Origin of the sequence: Nitrospina sp. 32_T5, from assembly GCF_052156635.1 — a bacterium.
Lineage (GTDB): Bacteria > Nitrospinota > Nitrospinia > Nitrospinales > Nitrospinaceae > Nitrospina.
The window spans coordinates 973737-997446 of record NZ_JBQKUO010000001.1 but is presented as its reverse complement, the minus strand read 5'-3'; the positions used below and the strand labels follow the sequence as shown (position 1 = coordinate 997446).

Annotated in this window: 26 protein-coding genes; 6 read left to right on the top strand and 20 right to left on the bottom strand. The window is 57.2% G+C overall.

Annotation, left to right across the window (positions count from 1 at the left end; genetic code table 11):
* Positions 1-2185: molybdopterin-dependent oxidoreductase (locus tag ACTRW9_RS04710; RefSeq protein ID WP_442428490.1), on the bottom strand; the 2185-nt coding region annotated here is incomplete at its 3' end.
* A 1110-nt stretch (positions 2186-3295) separates the two neighbouring features.
* On the opposite strand from ACTRW9_RS04710, the gene coaD reads away from it, so the two are divergent.
* Both coaD and ACTRW9_RS04700 read left to right on the top strand, forming a co-directional pair.
* The gene (coaD, locus tag ACTRW9_RS04705; RefSeq protein ID WP_442426972.1) at positions 3296-3784 is read left to right on the top strand and encodes a pantetheine-phosphate adenylyltransferase; all 489 of its coding nucleotides are present in this window, start codon (positions 3296-3298) and stop codon (positions 3782-3784) included.
* Positions 3781-4980 carry a pyridoxal phosphate-dependent aminotransferase gene (locus tag ACTRW9_RS04700; protein ID WP_442428480.1) on the top strand — a complete coding sequence of 400 codons (1200 nt, stop codon included), beginning with the start codon at positions 3781-3783 and terminating at the stop codon, positions 4978-4980. The genes coaD and ACTRW9_RS04700 overlap by 4 nt, the downstream gene beginning before the upstream one ends.
* Before the next feature lie 113 nt (positions 4981-5093).
* Here ACTRW9_RS04700 and ACTRW9_RS04695 read toward each other — a convergent pair whose 3' ends face one another.
* Positions 5094-5477 (bottom strand): endonuclease domain-containing protein, encoded by a 384-nt coding sequence (locus tag ACTRW9_RS04695; protein ID WP_442428479.1) that lies wholly within the window; start codon positions 5475-5477, stop codon positions 5094-5096.
* A gap of 607 nt (positions 5478-6084) precedes the next feature.
* Complete coding sequence (locus ACTRW9_RS04690; RefSeq protein WP_442428478.1) at positions 6085-6399, bottom strand: (2Fe-2S)-binding protein; 315 nt, start codon at positions 6397-6399, stop codon at positions 6085-6087.
* 81 nt (positions 6400-6480) lie between these two features.
* Here ACTRW9_RS04690 and lnt point away from each other — a divergent pair, with 81 nt between their 5' ends.
* The 3 genes from lnt to ACTRW9_RS04675 all read left to right on the top strand — a co-directional run bounded on the left by lnt (position 6481) and on the right by ACTRW9_RS04675 (position 8834).
* On the top strand, positions 6481-8058 hold the full coding sequence (gene lnt, locus ACTRW9_RS04685) for an apolipoprotein N-acyltransferase (RefSeq protein WP_442428477.1): 1578 nt from the start codon (positions 6481-6483) through the stop codon (positions 8056-8058).
* A gap of 69 nt (positions 8059-8127) precedes the next feature.
* A complete protein-coding gene (msrA, locus tag ACTRW9_RS04680; protein ID WP_442426976.1) occupies positions 8128-8625 on the top strand; it encodes a peptide-methionine (S)-S-oxide reductase MsrA in 498 nt (165 codons plus the stop codon).
* A 23-nt stretch (positions 8626-8648) separates the two neighbouring features.
* Positions 8649-8834, top strand: coding sequence for a hypothetical protein (locus ACTRW9_RS04675; RefSeq protein ID WP_442426967.1), 186 nt, complete (start codon positions 8649-8651; stop codon positions 8832-8834).
* A 151-nt stretch (positions 8835-8985) separates the two neighbouring features.
* Here ACTRW9_RS04675 and ACTRW9_RS04670 read toward each other — a convergent pair whose 3' ends face one another.
* The gene (locus ACTRW9_RS04670) at positions 8986-9735 is read right to left on the bottom strand and encodes a c-type cytochrome biogenesis protein CcmI/CycH (protein ID WP_442428476.1); all 750 of its coding nucleotides are present in this window, start codon (positions 9733-9735) and stop codon (positions 8986-8988) included.
* Between the two features lie 291 nt (positions 9736-10026).
* Here ACTRW9_RS04670 and ACTRW9_RS04665 point away from each other — a divergent pair, with 291 nt between their 5' ends.
* Positions 10027-10221 carry a hypothetical protein gene (locus ACTRW9_RS04665; protein WP_442426964.1) on the top strand — a complete coding sequence of 65 codons (195 nt, stop codon included), beginning with the start codon at positions 10027-10029 and terminating at the stop codon, positions 10219-10221.
* A 194-nt stretch (positions 10222-10415) separates the two neighbouring features.
* On the opposite strand, the gene ACTRW9_RS04660 is transcribed toward ACTRW9_RS04665, so the two are convergent.
* The 16 genes from ACTRW9_RS04660 to rsmG form a co-directional block, all read right to left on the bottom strand.
* A complete protein-coding gene (locus tag ACTRW9_RS04660) occupies positions 10416-11327 on the bottom strand; it encodes an ATP-binding protein (RefSeq protein ID WP_442428475.1) in 912 nt (303 codons plus the stop codon).
* A complete protein-coding gene (locus ACTRW9_RS04655; protein ID WP_442428474.1) occupies positions 11324-11596 on the bottom strand; it encodes a hypothetical protein in 273 nt (90 codons plus the stop codon). The genes ACTRW9_RS04660 and ACTRW9_RS04655 overlap by 4 nt, the downstream gene beginning before the upstream one ends.
* Positions 11597-11664: 68 nt before the next feature.
* The gene (locus ACTRW9_RS04650; protein WP_442428473.1) at positions 11665-12378 is read right to left on the bottom strand and encodes a flagellar hook-basal body protein; all 714 of its coding nucleotides are present in this window, start codon (positions 12376-12378) and stop codon (positions 11665-11667) included.
* Between the two features lie 41 nt (positions 12379-12419).
* The gene (locus tag ACTRW9_RS04645) at positions 12420-12998 is read right to left on the bottom strand and encodes a GNAT family N-acetyltransferase (RefSeq protein ID WP_442428472.1); all 579 of its coding nucleotides are present in this window, start codon (positions 12996-12998) and stop codon (positions 12420-12422) included.
* Positions 12995-14200 carry a DUF484 family protein gene (locus tag ACTRW9_RS04640; RefSeq protein WP_442428471.1) on the bottom strand — a complete coding sequence of 402 codons (1206 nt, stop codon included), beginning with the start codon at positions 14198-14200 and terminating at the stop codon, positions 12995-12997. Before ACTRW9_RS04640 ends, ACTRW9_RS04645 begins: the two co-directional genes overlap by 4 nt.
* A gap of 290 nt (positions 14201-14490) precedes the next feature.
* Entirely contained in the window at positions 14491-14712 is a 222-nt protein-coding gene (locus tag ACTRW9_RS04635) for a hypothetical protein (RefSeq protein WP_442428470.1), read from the bottom strand.
* A 313-nt stretch (positions 14713-15025) separates the two neighbouring features.
* Positions 15026-16399, bottom strand: a complete 1374-nt coding sequence (argH, locus tag ACTRW9_RS04630; protein WP_442426957.1) for an argininosuccinate lyase — start codon at positions 16397-16399, stop codon at positions 15026-15028.
* 101 nt (positions 16400-16500) lie between these two features.
* Positions 16501-16803: a helix-turn-helix domain-containing protein gene (locus tag ACTRW9_RS04625; protein WP_442428469.1), complete on the bottom strand. Its 303-nt coding sequence runs from the start codon at positions 16801-16803 to the stop codon at positions 16501-16503.
* Complete coding sequence (locus ACTRW9_RS04620) at positions 16796-17143, bottom strand: type II toxin-antitoxin system RelE/ParE family toxin (RefSeq protein WP_442428468.1); 348 nt, start codon at positions 17141-17143, stop codon at positions 16796-16798. The genes ACTRW9_RS04625 and ACTRW9_RS04620 overlap by 8 nt, the downstream gene beginning before the upstream one ends.
* Positions 17144-17231: 88 nt before the next feature.
* Complete coding sequence (locus tag ACTRW9_RS04615; protein WP_442428467.1) at positions 17232-18359, bottom strand: L,D-transpeptidase; 1128 nt, start codon at positions 18357-18359, stop codon at positions 17232-17234.
* A 27-nt stretch (positions 18360-18386) separates the two neighbouring features.
* Positions 18387-19685: a ParA family protein gene (locus tag ACTRW9_RS04610; protein ID WP_442426953.1), complete on the bottom strand. Its 1299-nt coding sequence runs from the start codon at positions 19683-19685 to the stop codon at positions 18387-18389.
* A 69-nt stretch (positions 19686-19754) separates the two neighbouring features.
* The gene (gene rsmI, locus ACTRW9_RS04605; protein WP_442428466.1) at positions 19755-20483 is read right to left on the bottom strand and encodes a 16S rRNA (cytidine(1402)-2'-O)-methyltransferase; all 729 of its coding nucleotides are present in this window, start codon (positions 20481-20483) and stop codon (positions 19755-19757) included.
* A 135-nt stretch (positions 20484-20618) separates the two neighbouring features.
* A complete protein-coding gene (locus ACTRW9_RS04600; protein ID WP_005006831.1) occupies positions 20619-21029 on the bottom strand; it encodes a bactofilin family protein in 411 nt (136 codons plus the stop codon).
* A gap of 59 nt (positions 21030-21088) precedes the next feature.
* A complete protein-coding gene (locus ACTRW9_RS04595) occupies positions 21089-21946 on the bottom strand; it encodes a ParB/RepB/Spo0J family partition protein (RefSeq protein ID WP_442428465.1) in 858 nt (285 codons plus the stop codon).
* Complete coding sequence (locus ACTRW9_RS04590; RefSeq protein ID WP_442428464.1) at positions 21943-22749, bottom strand: ParA family protein; 807 nt, start codon at positions 22747-22749, stop codon at positions 21943-21945. Before ACTRW9_RS04590 ends, ACTRW9_RS04595 begins: the two co-directional genes overlap by 4 nt.
* 309 nt (positions 22750-23058) lie before the next feature.
* On the bottom strand, positions 23059-23706 hold the full coding sequence (gene rsmG / locus ACTRW9_RS04585; protein WP_442428463.1) for a 16S rRNA (guanine(527)-N(7))-methyltransferase RsmG: 648 nt from the start codon (positions 23704-23706) through the stop codon (positions 23059-23061).
* Positions 23707-23710 lie beyond the last annotated feature (4 nt).

Here is a 23710-nt window from a genome sequence, read left to right as displayed (position 1 = left end):
CGCGGTGGATCAGGTTGTCATCGATCGTGTCGAATACCGGTTTGATGCCGGTGCCGCCCCAGATCTGATGGAACGGGTTCGAACACGCCGAAGTGATCTCGTAAGACTCGAACTCGGCCCAGCTGTTCGCTGCCAATACAAAGTCAGCGTATTCGCAGGAACCGGTGAACTCGATGTCCTGAGCCACGATCATGTCTACGTTGTTGTTGGTGTTGAACACCAGCTCGTAGAACCACTTCGCGTTGTTGATGACGTTGACGTTGACAAACCAGATCAACTTACTCGGAGTCGGCATATGGGTGCGGCCCGTGAAGACCTTACGTCCATACCGCGGGGTATTGACGATCAGAGCCTTGTCACGATGCGCCCAGTAACCAACTTCCTCACCCTTCAGGTAGCCTTTAACATTGGCCCAGTCCACGTTCTTGGAGATGTCCAGAACGGGGTTGAAGGGATCTTCCGCAACCATGGAAGCGAAGCCCGGTCCCGACCAGTGAGAACCCTGGTAGTTGCCGGCCTTGTAGTTACCCGCCCAGGTGTGGGAACCGGAACCTTTCGGTCCGACGTTACCCGTCAGCATGAGGGGAACATACGACGCCCGGTTGTGCATGGTGGCGTGGAAGTAATGGTTGATACCTTCACCGTAGTGAATCTCAACCGGCTTGATGGTACCGATGTCGCGTGCCAGACGTACAACCAGATCCTTCGGGGCATGGGAGATCTGGTTAACCGTATCCAGATCGTAGTCCTTCAGGTGGATTTTGTACATCTCGTACAACGGCATAACGGTGATGGTCTTGCCGCTGACCAGCTTGATGTCATAAACACCGTCCAGGGCCGGGTCGATGTTCTTCTTCCGCATCTTCGCGCCAATGTCCTCGCGAGTTACGGCGACCGGTTTGTCGGTGTTGGTGTCCCAAACTACGAAGTCCGGCATTTTGTCCCGGTTGAAGTTCTTCATCCACTTGGTCGTGAAACCATCCTTAGGCAACGGCTGGTTTTTGTAACCGGGGATGTAGTCGTCCGGGTGCAACCGGATCAGGTTGTCCGTGCGGACCAGCAACGGCATGTCGGTGTAGTCCTTGACGTATTCCACGTCGACCAGACCTTCATCCATGATGATCTTCGCACAACCCAGGAAGATGGAAATGTCGGAGGCGCCGGCGCGGCACGGAATCCAGTAGTCCGCTTTCGTGGAAGGCGGGTTGTATTCCGGGCAAACGGTTACCAGCGTACCGCCACGTTCCATGATTTCCGTGTACCAGTGAGCTTCCGGCATTTTGTTCTCAATGAGGTTTTTACCCCACTGAATGGTCAGCTTCGCATACCGGTGGTCGGCGAAGTCGATGTCGGAAGTCTGCATGCCATGCGTCCAGGAATGACCCGGAGCCTGGTCACCATGCCAGGTGTAGTTGGACCATGCGCGTCCGCCCAGTACCTGACCCGGGCCGCGGCCGCGAATGATCGCATCCAGAAGACCGACCATGTTGGCGAGGCGGTAGATACCATACTTACCGACAACACCCAGCAGGCCCATGCCGCCGCGATACTTGAAAGTACGCGGGCCGGATCCGCCCATGGCTTCGATCATCTCAGGCTGATAACCTTCGTTCTTCAGGCGCTGGGCACCGCGCTGACCGCTGTAGGCTTTACCTACGGCAACGTGGCCTTTTGCCAGATAAGTGAAGGTATCGTCCCAGGTCATGCGGACGAATTCGTCCGTGCCCCGGCTGGTGAACTTATATTTTTCCCGGTTCTCCTTGTCCAGATAAGGAAAGCCGTCGTCGGCCCACTGCTTCCAGCCAACGCGCAACATCGGATACTTGTTGCGGTACGGTCCATAAACACGACGCGGGAACGTCATGCCGCGGAGACACATGCGCGGGTTCCACGCTGCGTCCGCCTGGTTGCCGTACAGATCGCGAATCTTGTGGTGATCGTAGTTCTGCTCGATCCGCATCAGAATGCCGTTACGTACGAAACCGCGCACACGACACTGATGGGTGTCGTTCGGTGAACAGCAGTACGTGAACGAACGTTCGTACTTATATTGGTCGCGATAAACTTCTTCCCAACGACGATCCGGATAGGACTCCAGGGGATTCCCAACCTTCACAACGGGTTTCAACTGAGCGCCTACCCTCTTGCTCGAAAGCGCCATGGCCGAAGCCACACCAGCACTCACCTGCAAGAACTTCCTTCGATTCAAACGCATAAACTTAAACCTCCCTTAGGTTAACAGTTGGCTTAAAAACCGAACTTGTATCCTGATAAAACTTCCCCCGGCGGTCTCACCTGCCGACCGCCCTACCAAATCCTCCTTTCTAAATTTCTGAAACCTGATTTTTGATAATTGGTTTTCTGACCCTAGTGACTAAAAACTTACCTGTAAAATTTTCCCAACCTCAATCAGACCTGGCCAAAAAAAAACCTGATACCCGTTTCGGCCTTATTTTAAGCCTCGAAACGAGATACCAGGTTTTGAAAACCGGTTTTTCCAATGCGGAGAATATGTGAATTTTGGACCCGTTCGCCACATGTCGAAAACACCAATCCAGGGCAAAATTAACGTGCTGGGGAATCCGTGCATGCTTCTTTATACTTAAATCCAAATGCCTTGTCAAACCCTTTTTATTAAGCCTATTTGAAAAATTTTACGCCCCCAAACTGGGGTAAAATTTGATTAAATATTAGGCAAAAACAGGGCTGAATTTTCGCTTTTTCCACAGCCTGCTGCGGTCTTCCCGCATTATACAAAAAAACCTTTTAAAAACAATAAATTAAACAAAAAAATGGGTGTTTTACCTATAAAAAAATGAGTTCATGATCTGCTTCCCATTGGCCAGGATATTAATAAACTCTTAAAAATAAATGTTTTAAATCCAAATCACCGATTCTTCCCCAGATTCCATTTAGCACCCATCCCCCTGGAATTTCATTTTGAAGAAGTCAGAAAAAATTATTAAATGATAAGAAAAAATAGCCTGCAAACTAAAAAAAATGACCGAACCCTAAATAAAATAATGAGTTAAGAATAATCCATCAATAATCTGCATAAAAACCAGAAAAAATCTGTAAATCCTATACTTAATAAATGATCTCCTATTGATGTATAGGGATACATCCCGGTTGAAACCGGGTCCTTGTTTCCTGGTATGGGGGGCGTGTGTCCTATGTTGTTTTCAGGGATTCGGCCGGGCCAATGCGCTTTTTCTCGGACGGGGGGTGGATTTGGCTTTCACCCGTGCCGGGATTGCAGTTATAATCCCCACTTTTTCAACTCCCCTTTCTGTCGATGAGACGACCACGCATCGCCATATACCCGGGCACGTTTGACCCGGTCACCAACGGGCACCTCGACATCATGAAGCGCGCCCTGTGCCTGTGCGACAAACTGATCGTGGCCGTCGCCCTGAACCCGAAAAAGAATCCGCTGTTCACGGTGGAAGACCGTGTCGCCTTCATCCAGGACGCGGTGAAGAAGTACGATAATATTGTGGTCCATCCCTTCGGCAGTCTGCTGACGGAGTTCGCCGACGGCAAAAAGGCGTTGATCATCGTCAAGGGTCTGCGCGCCGTCTCCGATTTCGAGTACGAGTTGCAGATGGGATTGATGAACCGCAACCTCAATGACAAACTGGAAACGGTGTTCATGATCCCGAGCCAGGAGTTTTCGTTTTTGAGTTCGAGTTTCGTCAAGGAAATCGCCAAGCACGGCGGCGATGTGAGCAAGATGGTTCCCAAAGCCGTGCTGAAAGGATTCACAAAGGTCAAACCGCTATGAAGTTCTCGCAACGCATCCAGAACATCAAACCGTCCATGACCCTCGCCATCACCGCCAAGGCCAAAGCCATGTCGGCGCAGGGCGACAACGTGATCGGCTTCGGCGCAGGAGAACCCGACTTCGGCACGCCGGAGAACATCAAGCAAGCGGCGATCGACGCCATCCACAACAACGACACGTACTACACGCCCGTCGGCGGCACCGACAAACTGAAAGACGCCATCATCGAAAAATTCAAGCGCGACAACGGGCTCGCCTACTCACGCGAGCAGATCATCGTTTCCTGCGGCGCCAAGCATTCGTTCTACAACCTGGCGATGGTGCTGTGGGACAAGGGCGATGAAGTCATCGTGCCCGCGCCTTACTGGGTTTCGTACCCGGAGATGGTGACGCTTTCCGACGCAACGCCGGTGATCGTCGAGACCGAGCAGAGCAACGATTTCAAGATCACGCCCGAGCAGTTGCAGGCCGCCGTCACGCCGAACACGCGCGCGATCATCATCAACAGTCCGTCGAACCCGACCGGCTCCGCCTACACGCGCGCCGAGCTGGAAGCGCTGGCGGAGGTCGCGCTCAAGAACAAACTGATTGTGGTGTCGGATGAGATCTACGAGAAGATCGTGTTCGACGGCTTCGAGCACGTGAGCATCGCGTCGTTCAGCGAAGAGATGAAGAAGAACACCGTCGTCATCAACGGCGCGTCGAAGTGCTTCGCCATGACCGGCTGGCGCATCGGTTACCTCGCGGCGGAAACGGACATCGTGAAAGCCGTGAACAAAATCCAGGGGCAGAGCACGTCGAACCCCACCTCCATCGCGCAGGCGGCGTGCGTGGAAGCGCTCACCGGAGCCAAAACGGAGACGGCGATCGCCAGCATGGTCGATGCCTTCACCCAGCGGCGCAATGTGCTGATGGACCGCTATGCGGCGATCGATGGAGTGAAATGTTACAAGCCGGTGGGGAGTTTCTACAGCTTCCCGGATTTCTCCGCGTACTACGGCAGGACCCACAAGGGCAAGACGCTGAACGGATCGCTGGACATCGCCGACTTTCTGTTGGAAGAAGCGAAAGTCGCCGTGGTGCCGGGCATCGCCTTCGGCGCCGACGCCAACCAGCGCCTGTCCTTCGCCACCTCCCTCCAGAACATCGAAGAAGGCCTGGACCGGATTCAGAAGGCGCTCGCCACTTTGGGCTGAAATTTATAAAAAGATCGAATCGTCCCCCAACGCCTCCCCTCCTTTTCAAGGAGGGGATTGAGGGGAGGTTACCGATACGCGGAATCGACCTCTTCGATTCCGCTTCCAATTTTCTACGAAGTCCCGGACGAACCCGCAGACGCATCCAACTGTTCCAGAATTTTTGTGAGCACGCCTTCCATGTTCTGGTATACCTCGTCGTTGGTGAACCGAAACACCGTGATGCCCAACTTCTCAATGCGTTGTTGCCGCACGGGATCCTGTTGTTCCGCCGCGTCATTAAAATGCGTCGGCCCGTCGATCTCGACCGCCAAGCGGGCCTCGGGGCAATAGAAGTCCACGACATACTTTTCGATTCCATACTGCCTGCGGAATTTATATCCGTTCAATTGTTTGCGGCGCAGGCGACTCCATAGAAGGCGCTCGGCGGGAGGGGAGTCGCGGCGGAGCTTTTGCCGCAGGGAGGAGAAAAGATTATTATTGAGCCGTTTGGGCATGGAACAATAAAGTCCGTTTTGCAGTGTCTTGAGCGGGAAACTATCTGACGTCTTCAAGCTTAATGGAGAAGCGGGAAAAGTGGAAGAATCATCGGTAACCCCTCCCAGCCCTCCCCTTGAGACGGGGAGGGGAATAATAAGGTGAAGCCGCCTCAAACCTGTTTACTAAGAACCGCTATTGTGTCGAGCATCCCCTAACACCTCCCCTCCTTTTCAAGGAGGGGATTGAGGAGAGGTTACCGATGTACGGAATTTGGATTTTACAATTCCGCCTCCTCATTATTTTTTTTAACCGCCACTAACCGATCTGTTAAACAGGTGATGCCGCCATAAAAAATAATGCGCCCAAAAACATTCAATTGGACCCAACTTCCAAACACACGTTGCCCGGTGGGATGTTTTCAAGGATAATCGCACGAATGGGTGACGCGGGATCGCTGGGGAAAGGGTGCGGCGCACCGAGTGCGGAACGCTGCTAAAAAGGGAATGCACTTTCCGGGTTTTCCGGGCAAAAAAAATCCCGCCTGTTTGGGCGGGTCGGTGTCTGAACGGATTGCTTTGAATCCAGGCTGCCCAACCGGGGCAGGGGGGTGATGCGGACAGGGGGTCAGGAATTGCAGCCGTCGCCGTCGCAGGAATTCGGCGGCACGTCGGCGGAAGGCGGGGCGCCTTCTTCTTTTTCCTTGTTGCGTTTGGCTTCCACTTCCAGCGCGCACTTGTAGGCGTGAAGCTTATCCTCGATCTTCGGCCGGCACCGTTTGGCCTTGCAGTTGCCGGTGCCCACGCGGATGGCCCGCCGGAGGGCTTCAAAAGACAGCGCTCCGTCCTGGATGGCTTTCATGATGGTGCCACCGGTGATACTTCTACAAATGCAGACTTTTTTGAAGTGATCGACCCAGTCGGTTTCGGTCTTGAGGGTCATATTTTCCTCGCCATGTGATTCGCAGTTTGTCATTATATCTTGGTTTTAGCGTAAGTTAACCCTTTTTTTCAAAAGGTGTCGATGAAGGTTTTCGGCCTTGCCGCGGCCACCGGGGTGCTCCTCGCCTGCTCCTTCCCCCGCATGGACTGGGAATTCCTCGCGTGGGGGGCGCTCATCCCCTTGTTTTTCGCGGTTTTCGGCCAGACGCCGAAGCGCGCCGCGCTGTTGGGATTCACCGCCGGAATGGTATTCTACGGCATCAGCCTGAGCTGGGTGACGAACACTTTAGTCAACTACGGAAACATCCCGACCGCGATTGCCTGGCCCATCCTTTTTCTGCTGGCCGGGTATCTGAGCGCCTACATGGCGCTCTTCTGTTTTCTGACAACCCATCTCAGCCGAAATCAACCGCTTTACTTCATCGCGGTGACCCCCTTTCTGTGGACGGCACTCGAATACCTGCGCTCCACCCACCTGGAATACGGTTTCTCCTGGCAGGGGCTGGGCTACTCGCAATACCTCAACCTGCCCGTCCTCCAGATGGCCGACCTCACCGGCGTCTACGGCATCTCGTTTCTGATCGTCGGGGTCAACGCCTGCCTGTTCTACGTGTTCCACCCGCGCCTGCGCAAAGAGACCCCGTGGAGCCGCTACCGCACCCACGTGTCGGTAACCATGTTCGGCGTCTACGCGCTGGTGATCTCTTACGGCTGGTCGGTGATGAGCGCGCACAAAGAGGAACCGGTGAAGCCGCTCAAAGTCGCACTGGTGCAGGGCAACATCCCGCAACAGATGAAATGGGACCCGCAGTACAAACAGCAGATCCTGGACACTTACCGCGAACTCACGGTGACGGCGGCGGTGAGCGGACCGGATTTCATCGTGTGGCCGGAGGCGGTGACGCCGTTTTATTTCCTCAACGATCTCCAGGGCACCACGGCGGTGGTGACGCTCGCCGACGAGCTCGACACGCCGCTTCTCTTCGGCAGCCCCCGCGCGGAACAGCAGGGCGGCGAATGGGTCTCCTACAACAGCGCGTACCTGCTGTCCGGCGACGGCAACATCCAGGGCCGTTACGACAAGATCCACCTGGTGCCGTTCGGCGAGTTCATCCCCTGGCAGTCGGTGCTGTTCTTCCTCGACAAGATGGTGGTGGGCATCGGCGACTTCGGCCGCGGTGAAGAGGCGACGGTGCTTTCCCTAAACGGGTACAAGTTTGCGGTGTCGATCTGTTACGAGATCACGTTTCCGGACCTGGTGCGGCGTCCGGTGGACCGCGGCGCGCAGTTCCTGGTGAACATCACCAACGACGCGTGGTTCGGCAAAAGCGCGGCATCGTACCAGCACATCAGCATGGCCGCCCTGAGGGCCGTCGAAAACCGTGTACCGATTGTACGCGCCGCCAACACCGGGATCAGCGGCGCGGTCGACAGGCTGGGGCGCATCACCCCCACCACGGAGTTGTTCGAGCGCGAGGTGCTGATCGCCAGCATCCAGCCCCGGACCGGCCCCGCCACGCTGTATTCACGGTTTGGAGACTGGTTCTGCTACCTGTCCCTGCTGGTTTCGATCGGGCTGGGAGCCGTGGCCTGGCGACGGACGCGCCCTCCTGCCGCAACCCCCAAATCCACTCCAACCCCGGATGCTCCCGTTCCGTAGGCGCGGAAAACGGTTTTCTTGCGCCGCGCGTTGGCGTACAGTAATCTTTCAACGAGGAGAATGGAATCGATGGAAAACGAGACACAACAGGCCACCTTCGGTGCCGGGTGCTTCTGGCACGTGGAACACGCGTTCCGCCAGCTGCGCGGCGTCACCCACACTTCCGTCGGCTACACCGGCGGACACGTGGCCAACCCCAACTACCGCATGGTGTGCACCGGCGAGACGGGTCACGCCGAAGTCGTGCGCGTGCATTACGATCCGAACGTGGTCACCTACGAAGAACTGCTGAACGTGTTCTGGCAGGAGCACGATCCCACGTCGCTCAACCGGCAGGGACCCGACGTCGGCACGCAGTACCGCTCCGCCATCTTCTACCACACACCCGAGCAGGAGAAGATCGCGAGAGAGACGGTGGACCGAATCAACCAGTCCGGCAAGTACCGTTCGCCCATCGTCACCGAGATCGCCGAGGCGGGTCCGTATTACCTCGCCGAAGACTACCATCAGCAGTACTTCGACAAGCGCCGCCGTTTCATGGGCGCCAACCGGGAGCAGGGGTTTTAATTTCAGTTTCGCGGGAGGTTGTCATGCAGGAAGAACACAACGAATCCAAACCGAACCGGCGCACGGTCCATTACCTGAGCAAGACGCAGATCAAAAAGGAATGGGCGAAGCTCGACCTCGACGACCTGGAAAACCCGCCGCCCAGCGAAGAAACCCTCACCCTTCACGAACTCTACGAAGACGACCTGTTCGGCCTCGGCAACGAATAGGCCGCAAGCGCGGCAGGCAGATGGCTGCCGCTCTTCCCCGCCTGCATTGGTCCGCGGACGCGCTACCCGGATTTTGGCGGGAGCCTCCCGGCGAACGATGGTTGGTGCACCCGATTCAAAATCCACCACCCCACTCCCGGGGGCGGTCCGGCTAGCCGCCGACAATCGTTTCCATCACCACATTGAGATTGGTATCGCCGGCGTTGGCGTCGATCTGGCCTTCCATGTCGCCGGGGGTCGATTTCAGGTTGCCGTCGTTGTCCAGCCGGAACAGCAGGGTGACCGCGCCATCAAACTCCGTATCCGGCAGCATGGCGTCGGCCTGGCCGATGCGGAATTCATACGGAAACTTCGCGCCGATGACGCGTTTGACCGCCAGCGGAGCGCCGCCCTTCACCCCGTGCGGTCGTGCCAGGATGAACAGGACCGGCGTCTCCGGGAGGTTTTTCTGCAATTCCGGGGTCAAAGACAGCGTCCCGGTGATTTCCTTGCCGCCCCGCACCTGCTCGCCCAGCACGATGTTGGCCTGCTTGTTACCGGGCTCCACGTCGATGCGCCCCTCCAGGTCGCCGGGCCGCGCCTTGGGATCGCCGTCCAGGTCCAGCCGCGCCGACACGGTGAGCGGTCCCTCAAAACTGGTTCCCTGCATCATCACGTCCGCCGGGCCCAGCGAGTACTCCATCGGGAAATTGAACAGGTTGATCTTTTTCACTGCGAGAGGGGGGCCGCTCTCCACCCCGCGCGGCCGGGCATAGAGGAAGACCACCGCCGACTGCGTTACCATCGGCGTCTGACCTTCTCCCAGGGTGATGGTTCCCTCCACCGCCTTGGCCTGGAGCTTCGGATCGTTCTTTTTCTCCAGCTTTTCCACCACGGCGGGGGGCACCTTATGCTCCTTCAATTCCCTCTCGCACGCACTCAGCACCAAAACTGTGGATAAAAGCCCGATTATGGTAAAAAATTTGAAAATGACTTTCAAAGTATATAAATTTTTTGACATGGGATGAATCCTGACAAGGTTCTTTGCATCACAATAGCAGAGGATACAAAAAAATTCATTATTTAGCACATGTGGGTGTAACAGCGAACACCTTTCATTCTGGGGAGGTAGGACGATTTCTTAAAGTGGATGCGCCTTACCGAGACGGTCTTGAAGCAGGAGTTCCGGACCCCAAAAAAAGGAGGGATCCGTATGTTTTATCCGGTCAAAGTTCTCGATGAAAACGGAAATATCAAAAAAGTTCTATCTCCTAAAAAACTGAGCAGGGAATACTGGGGCAAGGTCTTTGACGATAAAAACCGCGCTTCCAAGGGCAAAAAAGGCAAACGTCCGGCGGCCAAAATCGATCCGCTATTGGAACCGGACGAAAACGCATTGGAGGATTGATCCGGGTTCACCAGCGTGAACCGGGGTATCAATCCACCTCCCGACCAACCTCCAGAGGTTGGTGATTCTCCCGCTAATGCAAGGGGAAGGGCCGGGTGCTTCGGCATCCGGCCCTTCTTCTTTTGCAGGAAGCCCCCGATGGGAAATGCCTCACCCGCCCCCGAGGGTCCGCGGGCCCAATTTAAAACCCAAACTCAATTCTTTCCCGGACCCGGTGAACGCGGGGCCGATTTCCCGGCCATGGCGCGGCGGTAGTCCTCGCCTTCCATTTTCACAAACCGGCACATCTCCGCAAGCCGTGAGAAGATGCGGTCGCCCACCTTTTCTTCCAGCGTCTCCTCCCCCGTCCAGGTTCGGGAAGCATCGCTCCGGGAAAATTCCACGTGCGTGTCTTTCGTTTTCTTTTCCCGGTTGGGCTCCGACACTTCATCGGTGTAGTTGGTGGTGAAGACGGTCACCTTGTCGGCGGCGTTGTAGCGATTGGAGATGATCTGGTCAAGCATCGTCAACTCCCACTCCGTGTTGCGCCCCTTCGCCAGTTCGTCGATCACCAGCACCGGCGCGTGCACGAACGGATTGATGATGGCCTGCTCGGAAAGGTCCTGCGAATACCCGTGCCGGATATCGGACAGCAATTGGAAAAAGTCGATGAACTTGCCGTGCACGCCCTTCTCCAACAGAAGAGCCTTCAAAAGGCTCACCGCCAGGTGCGTTTTGCCCACACCCGGTGTGCCCATGAACAAAAGACCGCACTGCGGTTTCTGGTCGAAGTCCTTCACGAAATCCCGGGCGATCCGGAGGGCCAGCTTGTTGGTCTGCGATCCAATGGGATGGTAGGTTTCAAACTGCGTTTCCAGGTATTTCCCTGGCAGGTTGGCGTCGTTGAACCGGTCGAGGTGTTTTTTCAATTCGGCGCATTCGCATTCCTGCAGAAAAGAAATGCCCGTCTCATCTTCCGCGAACACATAACCGCGTCCGTGACAGGCTTCACAGGCGAAACATTCGCACACCGCCGCACGCAGCCGGCCTTCCTGGTTGTTCAATACATAATGGTTTCCGCGGCAGGCCTTGCAGGTTTTTGCGGACGTGGTGCGGGGACGGGTCATCTGGCCGCCTTTCCGAGTTCATCTTCCACCTGCTCGCGCATTCCCGTCAACGACACGCGCGGTGAGGTCGATCGCGACTGCTGGGTGGCGGTGCGCCAGGCCGTTTCAATGGCGCGGCACAACACCTCCACGGGCACGCCGCGGTTTTCCCACTGCGTGATGAGGTCGTAATCGCTGGCGGACAGCGACAGGCCCGATCCCTTGAGCGTCAGAAAAAACTGTTCGACGTGGGTCAGGTAGTTGAGGTTGTCCCGTTCAAGGAGACTCATGCGAACGTGCGGCGAAAAGATGAATGGGGTGAAGTGTTACCGAATGGTACTGCCTGCCCGGTTTCTTTTCAAGCCGTAATGTCGAGAAGCGTTCCGGTCATGTCGTCGGCGGCGCGGATGGCGCTGGCGTTGGCGCGGAACTGGCTTGAGGCGAGAATCTGTTGCACGATTTCTTCGGTGATGTCGACGTTCGACAACTCGAGGCTTCCCGACTGCAGCGTACCAAGCGAGTTGGTGCCCGGACTGCCGACAATGGGTTGACCTGACGAACCGCTGACGGTGAACAGGCCGTTGCCGAGAGCGTTCAGTCCGGCGGGATTCTGGAACCCCGCGAGTTGCAGTTGACCCAGTGTCTGCGTCTGTCCGTTGACCCGCGCGGAGACGCTTCCGTCGGAACCGATACTCACATTCTGCGCGTTGCCCGGAATGGTGATTTCCGGAATCAGCGGATGCCCCTCGGCGGTGACGAGCCGGCCGCTGCCGTCGGTCTTGATTGCGCCCAGGCGGGTGAAGCCGGTGCCGCCGCCCCCCAGCGTAACCTGAAGAAATCCGTTGCCCAGAACCGCGACGTCCAGCGGATTGCTTGTCGGGACAAGGGGTCCCTGCGAGGTGGAACGCGTCACACCCACGACGCGTGCACCGCCGGAGGCGTTGTCCACAATGTTGACGCGACTGCTTTTGAATCCGGGGGTCTGTACGTTGGCGAGGTTGTTGGCGCTGGCCTGCAGATTCTTGCCAGCGGTTTGCAATCCGGAAAGCGAGGAAAACAAGGAATTGATCATGCGTCACCTCCCTGATGACCCGGTGCAGGCCACGGCTCTTTTTACGCCGCCGCCGGTTCCATGCCGGTGACCGGCTCCATACCCGTGACGGGTTCCTGACTTGTGACGGGTTCCGCCAGCACAGCGGGTGCGGCGATGGGTTCGAGCACGGGTTCCACCACCGGTGCAAATACCAGGGGGCGGATCATGGCGGTTTCATCACAGCGTTCCTGCTTCGGGCACACCTTGCAGTCTTTCCAGATTTTTTCCGGCAGGCGGTTTTTGTCGATCACCTCAAACCCGAACCGGTGAAACAACGGCACGGCGTAAGTCAGAACGAACACGTGCGAGTACCCGGCGTGGATGGCGTCGTCGATGCCGCCTTCAATCAGGCGGCTGGCGATGCCCGTGCGAGCGTGGTCGCGGTGCACGGCGAGCGACCGGATTTCGACCAGGCCTTCGGCGCCGTAGCTCAGCGCCAGGACGCCTCGAATTTGTCCGTCCTCCCGGTAAACGCGGAACTGGTGCAGGTTTTTCCTTACGTCCTCGAGCAGGCGCGGCAACATGAGGCCCGACTCCGCGTAATCGTTGATGAGGTTCAGAATGTCTTCGGCGTCGCCGGGTTGTGCGTGTGTGATCATGCAGTAAGGGATTCGCTGTTTTCTTCGGGGTCGACGCCGTCCATCACCGACAACGCGTAATCGAAATCGTCATAATTGACGATCTCGCTGTCGGGGTACGATACGATCCGCAGGTTGATTTTTAGAAACGCATCCGCCGGACCGGGGTTGAGTGCATCTTCCACGTCCGACTTCAGCCGGTTGGCCATTTGACAGGCGGCATCACCGCAAATTCCGGGGAGAAGCACCATGAAATCACCGTCGTTGACCCGGAACAGCAGGTCGCCATCGCGTGAATTTTGCTGGAGAATGCGGCCGATCTCGACGAGAATTTGATACCTGTCTATGTCCCCAGTATTAATGAGATCATCCCAATAGTCAATCTGCAATTTGACGCAGGAAAGGCTCTTTTCGTAACGCCTTGCGCGGTCGAACTCGCGTTTCACCGCCGTGTTCAGGTACGACTCGTTGTACAGTCCGGTGACGGAATCCAGGAGGGATTGATTTTTCATTCCTTCCATCAGGAGCACGTTGTCAATGGCGATGCCCAGCTTCTCGGCGGTGCGCTCCAGGTAGTCGGTACGAAGGCCCTCATGGAACTGCGCCGGGTCGATGCTGCCCAGGCACAACGCGCCGGCCATCTTACCGTGCAGGAGGATGGGAATCAGGGCTTCAGAGCGGATGGGTCCGGAATCGGTTTCGGCGAACAGCTCGGATCCGGCTTCCAGGTTGTTGCGCATCAACGGGCCCCAGCCATCCTTGAACCAGTCGAACAGGGTTTCCTGGTCGATCAGGCGCAGGCTTTCGATGCCATCCCGCGGCGTGCCCTGCGGCAAGCTGGTAGCGATGAAATGATCCGCGCCATCCACCAGGCAGATCATCACGCCCTGGATGCCGAAGCGCTTGATGATCTCGCTCCGGATCTCGCTCGCCATCTGCATGAAGTTGTGGCTGTACAGACAGATGCGCTCGATTTCGAACAGGTGCTCGAGGATGCGCTCATTGCACTCCGCCACTTCCATGAACCATTCGAGTTGACCCTTGATGTGTTCCTTGTCCTGCTGGACGCGGCGCAGGATGCGGTCGGCGATGCTGAGCGTCTTGAGCGGCTGCACGGGCAGGTCGGTTTCCTCGATGGTTTTGATCCGGGTCAACAGCTCCGGGTAATCGTTGAAAAACTCCGGGTGTTCGTTCAAATACAAAGCCACTTCGTCGTTGTTCATACTCGCATCCTTCCCACTACCGGTGAATATTACAGGTGCGGAAAACCGGGCTTTCCCACCCCCGTCCGGGCAAAAACAGAAAATATTGAAATTTCAACACTTATAAAAGAGGCCGATTAGAGGCCCTCTTATAAGCTATTGATTCTTTTGAAGTTGATTAGGTAAGCATTATAACCGAATTCTGTTTAGCTGTCTTCATAAAAATGCAATCATCTGATTGATTTTTTGGAGGTTATGGGATGGGGTGGAAATCAGGGGAAAACGGGAAAGGGCCAACCGGGCGAGGGGGTTCAAGGGTAGGGGGGCACGGCGGGCGGGGCGTCCTCCGGCGGCTGGGTCGGAGCGTCTTCGCCACCCAGGGTCGGTGACTCTTCCAGCTGGGTTTCGTTTTCCACCGCGGGTTGTTGGAGCGGCGGCTGCGGTGGCGCCTTGCGCCCGCAGGCGGACAACACCAACCCCGCCAGCAACAGGACGATCAGCAATCGGCAAAATGTTTTGAGGTGTGGCGTCATTTTGAGCGTTGGTAATGTGGATACAAAGGAAGATTCATGAACCCCCCTCATCCTGGCCTTCTCCCGCCAGGGGAGAAGGAACCGGGCTACGCCCGGAAGGAACAAGTCGTATTCAGCAAGTGCAGGATGACCCTCGTTCGCCCGTAACGCATCAGCCTGTTTGGCGCGGGCCACGCCCGCCCACGCACGAGGTGATTCGGGCTACGCTCCAGGAAAATATTTTGAGTTTGGAACGCGCCCAAAAACCATCGTTCGCCCGCAACGTATCAGCCTGTTTGCCGCGGGCCACGCCCGCCCACGCAGTGGGGGCAGGTTATTTCCATTCTTTGGTCACGCGCTTCAGTTGTTCCCGCACCTGGTTGCGCGCCGTGCCGCCATAGACGTTCTTGCGGTCCACCGCGCCTTCAATCGACACGTAATCGAAAATATCCTTCTTGAATTTCGGCGAGAAGGTTTTGTATTCGTCGAGCGACAGGTCGGTCAGTCCCTTGCTGTGTTTCAGGCAATAGGCCACCGCCTTGCCCGTCACCTCGTGCGCATCGCGGAAGGGCATGCCCTTCAGTACCAGGTAATCGGCGATCTCCGTGGCCGTCAGAAACCCGCTGGCCTCGAGCGTGGCGATCGACGGGGCGGTGAACTTCGCCGATTTCATCATGCCGTCGAACACGTCGAGCGCGGTCTGCACGGTATCGACCGCATCGAACAGCGGTTCCTTGTCCTCCTGCATGTCCTTGTTGTAGGCCAGCGGCTGGCCCTTGAGCAGAGTGAGCAGGTTCATGAGGTGACCGTACACCCGTCCCGTCTTGCCGCGCACCAGCTCCGCCGCGTCCGGGTTCTTTTTCTGCGGCATGATGCTGCTTCCCGTGGTGAACGCGTCGGACAGCTCCACCAGCTTCCACTCACTGCTCGCCCATAGAATGAGTTCTTCGCACAGTCGGCTGAGGTGCGCCATGAGTAAAGACGCGGCGGCGAGGAACTCGACAACGTGATCGCGGTCGCTCACCGCGTCCATGCTGTTGTGCGTGACGGCCGGGAACTTGAGCAGGCGCGCGGTGTAGTGGCGGTCGAGGGGGTAACCCGATCCCGCCAGCGCCGCCGATCCCAGCGGCATCACGTTCACCCGCTTGAGGACGTCGTCGAGGCGGGCGCGATCGCGTCCGAACATCTCGACGTAAGCCAGCAGGTGATGCGCCAGCGACACCGGTTGCGCCCGTTGCAGGTGCGTGTAACCGGGGATGATGGTGTTGACGTGTTTTTTGGCCTGACCGATCAGCGTTCGGCCGAGCCGTTTCAATGACCGTTCGATGTGCGTGATCTCGTCGCGCATGTACAGGCGCAGGTCGAGCGCCACCTGGTCGTTCCTGCTTCGGCCCGTGTGCAGTTTGCCGCCGGCGGGACCGATCTTTTCGATCAGCCGCTTTTCGATGTTCATGTGCACGTCTTCGAGTTCTTCCCTGAAGACGAATTTGCCACTCTCGATTTCTTTCAGGATGGATTGCAGGCCGCCGATGATTTTTTTCGATTCCGCGGATGTCACCAGCTTCGCCTTCTGCAGGGTTTTGCAGTGGGCGATCGAGCCCTGGATGTCGTAGGCGTAGAGCCGCCGATCGAACGACACCGATTGTGAAAACCGGATCATCAGGTCGTCTGTCGCCTGCTCGAATCTGCCACTCCACGGTTTTTTCATTTGCGGGGCCCGAATAATAAGAAATGAAACAATAAGTTAAGGCGAGATTGTACTGGCACAAGGCAGATGGGGCAAATTTAATTTATTGACGGGGCCGGGAGCTACGAGTCCACCAGTTCCAACTTCAATTTTTTGCCCACGGCGCTGGCGGCGCGGTTGAGGGTATTGAGGGTGACTGAAGGGTTTTCCGGATCGAGCAGGCGGTCCAACGCGGCGCGGCTGGTGTGCATGCGTTGCGACAACTCCGGCTTTTTGAGCCCCTTCTCTTTCATCGTTTGTTCAAGCTGGTACGCAAACACACGTTTCAGGGCCAGAGTGTTGGCGGCATCCAGCGTCCCGTCTTCTTCCAGCAACGCGTCCAGAGTCGATCCCAAACGCGGATTCTTTTTATGTTTTTTACTCATGGGCTTCCAATTCCCTTCTTCTTTTTAAAGCCAGATCCTTATCCGGTTTCGGTGTTTTCTGGGATTTTTTGATGAACCCGTGCAACAACACCATGCGTTCCTCGTGAATATAAAAGATAACGCGGGCAATGCGGTTTTCCAAACGGGTGCGAACCTCCCAAAGTCCCTGACCCAGAGGACGGCAAGCCGGCATGCCAATGGGCCAACCGTATTTGACCGTTTTGATGTCAACTCCTACAGCAGTTCGATCGGCTTTGCCCAACGACAGTAACCAGTCCCGAACGGGTTCCGTCCCCTGCTCGGTTTTAAAAAATACCGCCGGAACCCGCTTAAGATCCATAACAATAATGTATCAAAATTGGTACATCAATTCAAGAAAAGTTAACAGGGAAATGGCTACTTCCATTTTTCCTCCGGCCGTGGGCCGGTCAGGCCGACTTGCTCCACTTTTCTTCGTGGACGATGTGGACGGGGGTGCCTTTGGGCAGGACGTGGGCGAGGAAGTCGAGGTTCCATTCCTGGATGTTGGGACAGCCCGCACTGCCGCCGCGGTGATCGTAATTCTTTTTGAAAAACTCGTTGGTGCGCGCCACGTTGACGCCGTGGATGCCGTAGCTGCCCGGCACCGGTTTGCCCAGCCGCTTCATGCCCAGCCACCAGTGGCCGATCTCGTGGTCCGGGTCGCCGAACGGAATGGCGCGCACGATGGTCTTGCCGTTCACGTCTTCCTTCTTGTACCAGGTCGGTTTGAACAGCTTGTTCTCGATCTCGTACTCGCCCACCGGCGTCTCTTCATCCTTGCGACCGAAGATGGCGGGGATCTCCAGGATCTCTTCATCATTATAAAAAATCTTCAGCATGCCGGTTTCCAGGATGCCCAGGATGTACCAGCTCTCCGCTTTGGTGGAATACCTGGCGATGCGTTTGCCGTCGAACAGCAACTCCGTCGTTCCGTTCTTCTTCACGTACCTGGTGCGCGGGTCGTCGTAGATGCGCTTGACGATGACCTTCAGGTTCTGCGGGACCTTGTTGTTCTGGATCATCTGGTCGATCATCTGCGCCAGTTCCTGGTTTTTCTTTTTCGTCACCACAAGGTCGCGCTCGAGTTTGTCCAGCTCGCTTTTGATCTTCTTCACCTCCTGCGGTGAGGCCATGCCGAGCTGGCCGAGCCGTTCGTAGATCATGTAATCGACGCGCTTCTGCGTGGCGGCATCGAGCACCAGCGCATAGACGAACCACAGGCCGAGCACGGTGACGGCGACCGCGGACCCCGACCACGCCAGCGCGCGGCGGGTGCGGGAAGACAGGCGGTAACGGGTGACTTCGCTCCGCACCTGGCTTTCCTTTTTCTCCAGCGCCTGGAACCCGGCGTCCTTGAACTTGTCGTGCAAACGGCGTTCGAGGTCGGACAGGTGCGGCAGGTTGTCCACCAGCTTGGCGCGAATGGCATCCAGGTTCTCGCGCGTTTTGCGGTCGTAACTGCCGACCGGATCCTTGTTGGCGATCAGGTTGTACTCGGCGATTGTCAGGACTTTTAATTTGGATGTCTGCGCCATAGAGGTGTCGGTAATGACCTTATCCGCTCACCCGCCGAACACGCGGAAGCGGGAATTGGTTTTGTATTTTTCCAGGTAACTCAGTATAACGCGGTCGTCCTCGTCCAGCGCCGGGCAATTTTGCATGTTCGACGAAAGGCCGCGCGCAATCTGGTCCATGCGGCCCGCCAGTCCCGAGTCCATGGTGTAAAAAAGCGAACCGCGGTTGTTGGTGATGTTCACCACCTTGTTCTGCGGCACCATGCCGAGAATGTGAATCCGCTTTTTGTACTGGTGGTACTTGTCCAGCGTGTCGAGGTACTGACGCAGGCGGTCGAGCGCCGGCGGCACTTCCTTCAAATCCTCGAGGCGGTTGAACACGAGGCCCATCTGCTTGTTCTTCATCGACTCGTACACCGCCGCCTTGCCGTCCTTCGCCTGCACGCGCTCAATGTATGCCTTCTCGATGCCCGTCAACTGGCCGCGCGCGTAGTCAGCGTTGAAGTCTTCGTAATAATCGATGAAGGTGTGGAGCGCGTCGATGCTTCCGTTGATGGCAAGCGTGTTGCTGAGGTCGAAGACGAACGCCACCTGGTCGATCTGGCAGATGAGCGACGACACATGATTGACCCCGCCCGCCGGGGTGTCGAGGATGGTGTGCTCGAAGCGGTCGAACACGCCGCGCAGGAAATCAAGGAACAGCAGAAGAAACTCCGGCTGGTTGATGCGCTTTCGATGCTCGCGCTTGCCCAGAATCGGCACCTCGCCGCCAATCAGCGAAAACCCGTATTCCTCGATATGGTTGATGTAGTCGTCGGGATCCGGACGCGATCCGGCGTCCGCCTTCATCATGACCGCGCGCAATTTGTCCAGCGGGATGGCATGGACGAGGTCCGCCACCTCGCGCAGTTGCGCCGGGGTCTGTACTTCGCCACGACGCAGAAACAGTTCGTGGAGGGTGTCGGCGAACTCAAATCCACCAAAATGAAACAGCTCCGTCTTGAGAGTCTGGTAGCGGCTGTACTGTTTCTGCAGTTGCGCATCGCCGGCCTCGATGGTGCCTTCGGTGTAACGGCGGAAGGTGGACAGCATCTGGTAAACCGTGCGGAGGAAATCGACCTGGTACGTCTTGTTGGCGAGCGCCTCGAACAGGTCGTAAAAACTGCGTGACGGGTGGCTGTCCAACAGGCTGGCGATGGTGGGCAGGCGCAGGTCGAGATCGACCAGGCAGATCGGCCGGTTCGTCTGCGTCGATTCCAGAACCCGTGTCAGGGCGGCGGCGGTGTTGATCGCCAGCGTCGTCTTGCCGATGCCCCCCTTCGGGCCGATGTACGAAATGATGGACATGAAAAACAGTGGCTCCTTTTGTAACCCTTCTCCTGGTCCATTAAAAACTCGAGCGCGCCGGATCGGTGTTCATCTGTGTTCATCTGTGGTTTCTTGACCTTCTTTTTTCCCACCGCGGCCGGTGCCGGCGATCACCAGCGTGATTTCACCCTTCCATTTTTTACCACGGTTCGTTTCAACCAGCTCCTGCAAAGACCCGCGCAAAATTTCCTCGTGCAGCTTGGTCAGCTCGCGGGCGATCACCGCCTGTCGGTTGCCGAATGCCTCGAGCAGTTCCGTGAGGGTTTTCTCCAGGCGGTTGGGCGACTCGAACAGCACCACCGCACCGGGCAGTTGCGAGAGCGATTCGATGGTCGCCTTCCTGCGTTTCTTGCGCGGCAGAAACCCGGCGAAGGAAAAGCGGTCGATAGGCAGACCCGACACCGTGAGCGCCGCCATCACCGACGACGGTCCGGGAATCGAAACCACGTTGATGCCGGCTTCCAACGCCTGCCCGACAAGGTAGAACAGGGGATCCGAGATGCCCGGCGTGCCCGCGTCGGAGATGAGCGCGACATCCTCCCCGGCCTGCAACGTTTTCAAAAACTGCGGCGCTTTTTTGATCTGGTTGTAACTGTTGAAGCTGGAAAGGGGCGTGCTGATCTGGTAATGATCCAGCAGGATGCGCGACCGGCGTGTGTCTTCCGCGGCGATGAGCTTCACCGCGCCCAGGGTCTCGACCGCCCGGTAGGTGAAGTCCCCCAGGTTGCCGATCGGCGTGCTGACTATGTATAAGGTACCGTCCTCGTGGCTGGCCATACCCCGCATTGTACGGTCAGGTCCGCACAATCTCAATAACTAACTGGATTTCAACGGGTTAAGGAGGCGGTGGCGCGGGGCCTTCCGGGAGCGGGCGGTGTGGGTGCGGCGCGGTCCCGGGATGAAACAGGGCCGTCAGTTTTTATGGTCGGTGCCGGTTTTTTCCGCCGACTCATCCTTCACCAGGGGGACCACCTTTTTTTCGCTGACTCCCATCTTGCAGTTGCCGTCGAAGACCGCACCGACTTCGATGAAGATCGAGGGCGTGTCGATGTTGCCGACCATTTCGCTTTTGGCGTGGATCTCGACGCGCTGGCTGGCCTTGATGGTGCCGTAGATTTTGCCCTTGCAGATGACGGTGCCCGCGGTGATGTCTGCTTTCACCACACCTTTTTCACCGACGATCAACGTGTCCTGCGTCTGCACTTCGCCTTCCAGTTGACCGTCCATGCGCACGGTGCCGGTGAAGCTGAGGGTTCCTTTGAAATGGGTCTCCTCGCCCATGTACGCCTTGATGTCCTTGTTGGTTTCCACTGGCTTCGCCATGCCTCCTCCGCTAGTTGCTGGTTTTGAATCGAACATTCCCATAATCGTATTTCTTTCAATTACTTGATTATCATATCATGAATGCGTTGTAAATCGTCATTGTTGTAATACTGAATGACCACCTGGCCGCCCTTCCTGCCCGCCTTCACGTGCACCTTGGTACCCAGCTTGCGCTCGAACTGCTTTTCGAGGTCTTTTATGAATATGTCCTTTTGGGCGTTTTTTTTAGTGGCGGTGGATGAGGGCTGGCTGATCCGCTGGGCCAGTTGCTCCAGCTGCCGTACGGTCATGCCCTTTCGCACCACCAGCTGGCGCGCGTCTTCGCGGTCGCGTTCGTTGCCGATGGCAAGGAGCGCCCGGGCGTGGCCCATGCTCAACCGCTCGGCGGCGAGATCGTCCTTGATCGGCTTCGACAGTTTCAGCAGTCGCAGCGTGTTGGCCACGGTCACCCGGTTCTTGCCGACCCTCTGCGCCACCTCGTCCTGGGTCAGGCCGTAGTCCTGAACCAACCGCTGGTAGGCCTCGGCCTCTTCAATGGGATTCAAATCCTGGCGGTGGATGTTTTCGATGAGTGCGATCTGGAGCGACTCGGTGTCGTTCACTTCACGGATGACGACAGGGATATCTTTCTTCCCCGCCGCCTGGCTGGCACGCCAGCGGCGCTCGCCGCAGATCAACTGGTAGCCGTCGCCCTGCTTCTGCACGACGATGGGCTGGATCACGCCGTTCTGCTTGATCGATTCCACCAGCTCGTTCAGTTTTTCGTCGTCGAATTCCTTGCGCGGCTGGTTGGTGTTGGGCACGATCTGTTCCAGCGGCACCGTGGTGACGCCGGCGGATGGGGCCGGCGCTTCGGTGCCCTCCGGCGCGTCTCCAAACAGCGCGTCGATGCCCTTGCCCAAAGCTTTGCGGCTCATGGCGTCACCTCACTCAGATTTGGGGACGGATTCCCCTGCCGCGAACGCGTGCGGGCTATGATTTCTTTGGCCAGTTCGACGTAGGCATCCGCGCCTTTCGAGCGGCTGTCGTACAATACCACCGGCTGGCCGTGGCTCGGTGCCTCGCTCAACCGCACGTTTCGCGGGATGACGGTCTTCAGCAGAAAATCCTTGAAGTATTTTTTCACCTGGTCCTGCACCTGCCGTGTGAGGCTGGTGCGGGCGTCGTACATGGTGAGCAGGATGCCCTCGATGCGCAGCTCCGGGTTGAGCGCCTGCTTGACGCGCTTGAGTGTTTTCATCAAATGGCTCAATCCCTGAAGCGCGTAATATTCGCACTGCATCGGCACCAGCACGGAGTGGCATCCGGTGAGAGCATTCAAAGTAAGCAGGCCCAAAGACGGCGGGCAGTCGATGACCAGAAAATCGAATCGGTCCAGCGCCGGCTGGAGCGCCTGTTTCAGGCGCGATTCTCGGTGCTCGATGCCGACCAGCTCCACTTCCGCCCCGGCAAGATCCACCGTCGCGGGAACGATTTTGAGGGTGTCGATTTCGGTGGCATGGACCACGTCGTCCAGAGTGGCCGAACCCATCAACAGACCATAAATACCACCGTTGCCGTTGGGAGTGACGCCGAGGCCACTGGTGGCGTTGCTTTGCGGGTCGATGTCCACAAGCAATACTCTTTTGCCTGCAAGGGCAATGCATGCGGCCAGGTTCACGGCGGTCGTGGTCTTGCCGACGCCGCCTTTCTGATTGGCGATGCTGATGATCGAAGCCATTTGGATAGCCTCCAGGGTGGGAGAAAACTCATTCAATGTAGCACGGATTTTTATACCCCGCCAACCGAAAAACCCCGGCCATGCGGCTTGTGACCCGATTTCAACCGGTTCCGTTCGTCCAGACAAAAGCCTCAATGTTCCACGTGAAACAGGGCCTGAGGCCCCATTCAATGTATTGCAGTTGAAACCCTCACAAATTCATTCATATTCCCCCCGGGCGGGGCCCGGTGTTTCACGTGGAACATTGGGGAAGGCGGGGGATTATTGAAATGGTTGATTGAGGGTTTTGGCCCCGGAAAAAGGGAAACTTCAGTGTTGGAGGCGGAATACGAGGAGCCGCGACTCTTTGCCGTCATGCCCGAAAATAGGGAAGGCCTGGTCTAATACAAAGGGGCTGGTGGCCGGGATGGTGGCCTCCCCTTCTTCCAGACCCTTTTTCACCACCACCCGCCCTCCCGGTTTCAAAAACGGCCGGGCCCATTCGAGGCATTGGCCGGTGGAACCCACCGCGCGGTAGGTGACGCAATCGAAAGATTCCGCCAGAGCCGGGTCGCCTGCCGCCTCTTCCGCCCGGGCGTTCACCACTTCGAAATCGTGGAACCCCAGTTCCGACCCGGAGGCATGCAGAAACCCGGTTTTCTTGCGCAGGCTTTCGAGCAGGGTGAGGGGAAGGTCGGGAAACAGGATTTTGAGCGGAATCGCCGGGAAGCCTCCGCCGGAACCAATGTCAAGGGTTCGCAAATCCGGCCCCACCGCCCGCGCGTATTGCAGGGAGTCGAACACATGCCGGCGGATCACTTCCCCCGCGTCTTTTTCAGAGGTCAGCTGGATTTTGGGATTCCATTTCTCCCACAGGCGAAGGAAACGCGACAGGGATGAAACGACAGCCGCGGGGTCCGGGTGCTTCGGCAGGTTCAGGTTGGGGTGACGCAGGAGGTCGGCGATCAGTCCTTCCACGGCG

Bases quoted from the DNA above. Each gene is read 5' to 3' on its own strand.
- ACTRW9_RS04675 (WP_442426967.1), top strand. From the start codon at position 8,649: ATGCAGGAAGAACACAACGAATCCAAACCGAACCGGCGCACGGTCCAT.
- ACTRW9_RS04665 (WP_442426964.1), top strand. From the start codon at position 10,027: ATGTTTTATCCGGTCAAAGTTCTCGATGAAAACGGAAATATCAAAAAA.
- rsmI (WP_442428466.1), bottom strand. From the start codon at position 20,483: ATGGCCAGCCACGAGGACGGTACCTTATACATAGTCAGCACGCCGATC.
- ACTRW9_RS04660 (WP_442428475.1), bottom strand. From the start codon at position 11,327: ATGACCCGTCCCCGCACCACGTCCGCAAAAACCTGCAAGGCCTGCCGC.
- ACTRW9_RS04650 (WP_442428473.1), bottom strand. From the start codon at position 12,378: ATGATCAATTCCTTGTTTTCCTCGCTTTCCGGATTGCAAACCGCTGGC.
- ACTRW9_RS04590 (WP_442428464.1), bottom strand. From the start codon at position 22,749: ATGGCTTCGATCATCAGCATCGCCAATCAGAAAGGCGGCGTCGGCAAG.
- ACTRW9_RS04700 (WP_442428480.1), top strand. From the start codon at position 3,781: ATGAAGTTCTCGCAACGCATCCAGAACATCAAACCGTCCATGACCCTC.
- ACTRW9_RS04695 (WP_442428479.1), bottom strand. From the start codon at position 5,477: ATGCCCAAACGGCTCAATAATAATCTTTTCTCCTCCCTGCGGCAAAAG.
- ACTRW9_RS04620 (WP_442428468.1), bottom strand. From the start codon at position 17,143: ATGGATCTTAAGCGGGTTCCGGCGGTATTTTTTAAAACCGAGCAGGGG.
- ACTRW9_RS04610 (WP_442426953.1), bottom strand. From the start codon at position 19,685: ATGTCCATCATTTCGTACATCGGCCCGAAGGGGGGCATCGGCAAGACG.
- ACTRW9_RS04655 (WP_442428474.1), bottom strand. From the start codon at position 11,596: ATGAGTCTCCTTGAACGGGACAACCTCAACTACCTGACCCACGTCGAA.
- ACTRW9_RS04640 (WP_442428471.1), bottom strand. From the start codon at position 14,200: ATGAACAACGACGAAGTGGCTTTGTATTTGAACGAACACCCGGAGTTT.
- ACTRW9_RS04600 (WP_005006831.1), bottom strand. From the start codon at position 21,029: ATGGCGAAGCCAGTGGAAACCAACAAGGACATCAAGGCGTACATGGGC.
- ACTRW9_RS04615 (WP_442428467.1), bottom strand. From the start codon at position 18,359: ATGGCGCAGACATCCAAATTAAAAGTCCTGACAATCGCCGAGTACAAC.
- coaD (WP_442426972.1), top strand. From the start codon at position 3,296: ATGAGACGACCACGCATCGCCATATACCCGGGCACGTTTGACCCGGTC.
- lnt (WP_442428477.1), top strand. From the start codon at position 6,481: ATGAAGGTTTTCGGCCTTGCCGCGGCCACCGGGGTGCTCCTCGCCTGC.
- ACTRW9_RS04635 (WP_442428470.1), bottom strand. From the start codon at position 14,712: ATGACGCCACACCTCAAAACATTTTGCCGATTGCTGATCGTCCTGTTG.
- ACTRW9_RS04625 (WP_442428469.1), bottom strand. From the start codon at position 16,803: ATGAGTAAAAAACATAAAAAGAATCCGCGTTTGGGATCGACTCTGGAC.
- msrA (WP_442426976.1), top strand. From the start codon at position 8,128: ATGGAAAACGAGACACAACAGGCCACCTTCGGTGCCGGGTGCTTCTGG.
- ACTRW9_RS04645 (WP_442428472.1), bottom strand. From the start codon at position 12,998: ATGATCACACACGCACAACCCGGCGACGCCGAAGACATTCTGAACCTC.
- ACTRW9_RS04690 (WP_442428478.1), bottom strand. From the start codon at position 6,399: ATGACCCTCAAGACCGAAACCGACTGGGTCGATCACTTCAAAAAAGTC.
- ACTRW9_RS04595 (WP_442428465.1), bottom strand. From the start codon at position 21,946: ATGAGCCGCAAAGCTTTGGGCAAGGGCATCGACGCGCTGTTTGGAGAC.
- argH (WP_442426957.1), bottom strand. From the start codon at position 16,399: ATGAAAAAACCGTGGAGTGGCAGATTCGAGCAGGCGACAGACGACCTG.